General features: G+C 73.3%; 1 protein-coding gene. It reads left to right on the plus strand.

Annotated features, from left to right (window positions below; genetic code table 11):
* Positions 1–2202: acyltransferase domain-containing protein (locus AC1D01_RS31205; RefSeq protein ID WP_477873368.1), on the plus strand; the 2202-nt coding region annotated here is incomplete at both ends.

A 2202-nucleotide genomic window follows, 5' to 3' on the forward strand; every position in this document is an offset into this window, starting at 1 on the left:
GGCGTGACCGGGCTGATCAAGCTGGTGCTGTCGCTGCAGCGGCGGCAGATCCCGGCGCACCTGCATTTCAAGACGCCGAGCCCGCACATCGCGTGGGGCGACCAGCCGCTGAAGGTGCCGACCGCGCTGATGGCCTGGGAGGCGATCGGCGGGCGGCGCATCGCGGGGGTGAGTTCGTTCGGGTTCAGCGGGACGAATGCGCATGTGGTGGTGGAGGAAGCTCCCGCCTTTCCCGTTCGCCCTGAGCCTGTCGAAGGGTTGCCCGCACAGCACCTCTTCATCCTTTCGGCCCGCGACGAAGCCGCGCTCGCCGACACCGCCCGCCGCTTCGCCACGTCGCTCGCCGGCCGCCYCGACAGCGAGCTGCCGGACCTCTGCTTCACGGCGGCCGTGAGCCGCGCCAGCTTCGCGCAGCGCGCCACCGTGCTCGCGCGCTCCGTGTCAGAGCTCTGCGAACGCCTTCTTGCACTCGCCGAGGGCCGCGAGGCCGAGGGCGTGCGCACCGAGCGCCTCACCCGCCGCGATCCGGCGCGCATCGCCTTCCTGTTCACCGGCCAGGGCGCGCAGTACGCCGGCATGGCGCATTCGCTGTACGCGCAGCAACCGGTGTTCCGCGCCGCGCTCGACGCCTGCGCGCAGGCCCTGGACGGCGTGCTGCCGCAGCCGCTGCTCGATGTGATCTTCGCCGCACAAGGCAGCGCGATCGACGAGACCCGCTACACGCAGCCGGCGCTGTTCAGCCTCGAGTACGCGCTCGCGAAGCTGTGGGCCGCCTGGGGCATCGCGCCCGATCTGGTGATGGGCCATTCGGTCGGCGAATACGCCGCCGCCTGCCTGGCCGGCGTGATGACGCTGCCRCAGGCGCTCGCGCTGATCGCAGAGCGCGGCCGGCTGATGCAGTCGCTGCCGGCCGGCGGCGCGATGGCGGCGATCTTCGCGGCCGAAGCCGAAGTGGCCGATGAGGTCGCGCCGTTCGCCGCGCAGCTGTCGATCGCGGCCGTCAACGCGCCGGCGCAGACGGTGATCTCCGGCGCCGCAGCCGCGGTCGATGCCGCCTGCGAGCGCTTCACCGCGCGTGGCGTGCGCTGCCAGAAGCTGCCGGTCTCGCACGCCTTCCATTCGCCGCTGGTCGATCCGGTGCTCGATGCGTTCGAGCAGGCGGCAGCCGCGACGACGATGGCCCGCCCGCAGCTGCGCCTGGTCTCGAACCTGACCGGCCAGCTCGCCGACGGGAATGCGATCACGCAGCCGGCGTACTGGCGCCGCCATGTGCGCGAGGCGGTTCGCTTCGCCGACGGCGTGCGCACGCTGGCGGCGCTGAAGCCGGACCTCTGCATCGAGATCGGCCCGCACCCGACGCTGCTGAACTTCGCCGAAGACATCCCGGTGCGCGTGCCGACGCTGCGCAAGGGCCGCGCCGACGCCGACCAGCTCGCCGAATCGCTGGCCGCGCTGTACCTGGCCGGCGCCCCGATCGACTGGCGCGCCGTCTGGTCGGYCCATGGTGCGCGGCTGGCCGACCTGCCGTCGACCCCGTTCCGCCGCGAGCGCTGCTGGTTCCAGGCGCGCCCGCCGGTGGCCGCGCGCAGCGGCACGCCGACCGGCCACCCGCTGCTCGGCACGCGGCTGCGCTCGCCGCTGCGCGATCTCGTGCAGTTCGAAACCACGCTGCGCGGCGACGACCTGCCCTACCTGGCCGACCACCAGGTGCAGGGCCGCGTGATCCTGCCTGCCACCGGCTTCCTCGAGATGGCGCTGGCCGCGAGCCGCGTGGTGCAGGGCGCGGCGCGTGCGGYGACCGATGTCGTGATCTCCGAGCCGCTGGTGTTCGCGCCCGGCGAAGCGCGCACGCTGCAGCTGCTGCTGCGCCGCAGTGCCGACACCCAGGCCGACACCTTCGAGATCCTGTCGCTCGGCGATGGCGAACCCGATGACGCCTGGCACACGCATGTGCAGGGCAGCTATGCCGATGCCGATGCCGCCCCTTCGCATGAACCGGCCGGCGCGATCGGCGCCCGCTGCACCGAATCGATCGACGCCGGCGGCCACTACGCGAACCTCGCCGCGCGCCAGCTCGCGTTCGGCCCCGCGCTGCAGGGCGTGCAGCGCATTGCCCGGCGCGACGGCGAGGCGCTCGGCGAGATCGCGCTGCCGCCCGCTGCCGGCCGCGCCGACTACGTGATGCACCCGGCGCTGCTCGAT

This window comes from Rhizobacter sp. P3_B12 (assembly GCF_056402895.1).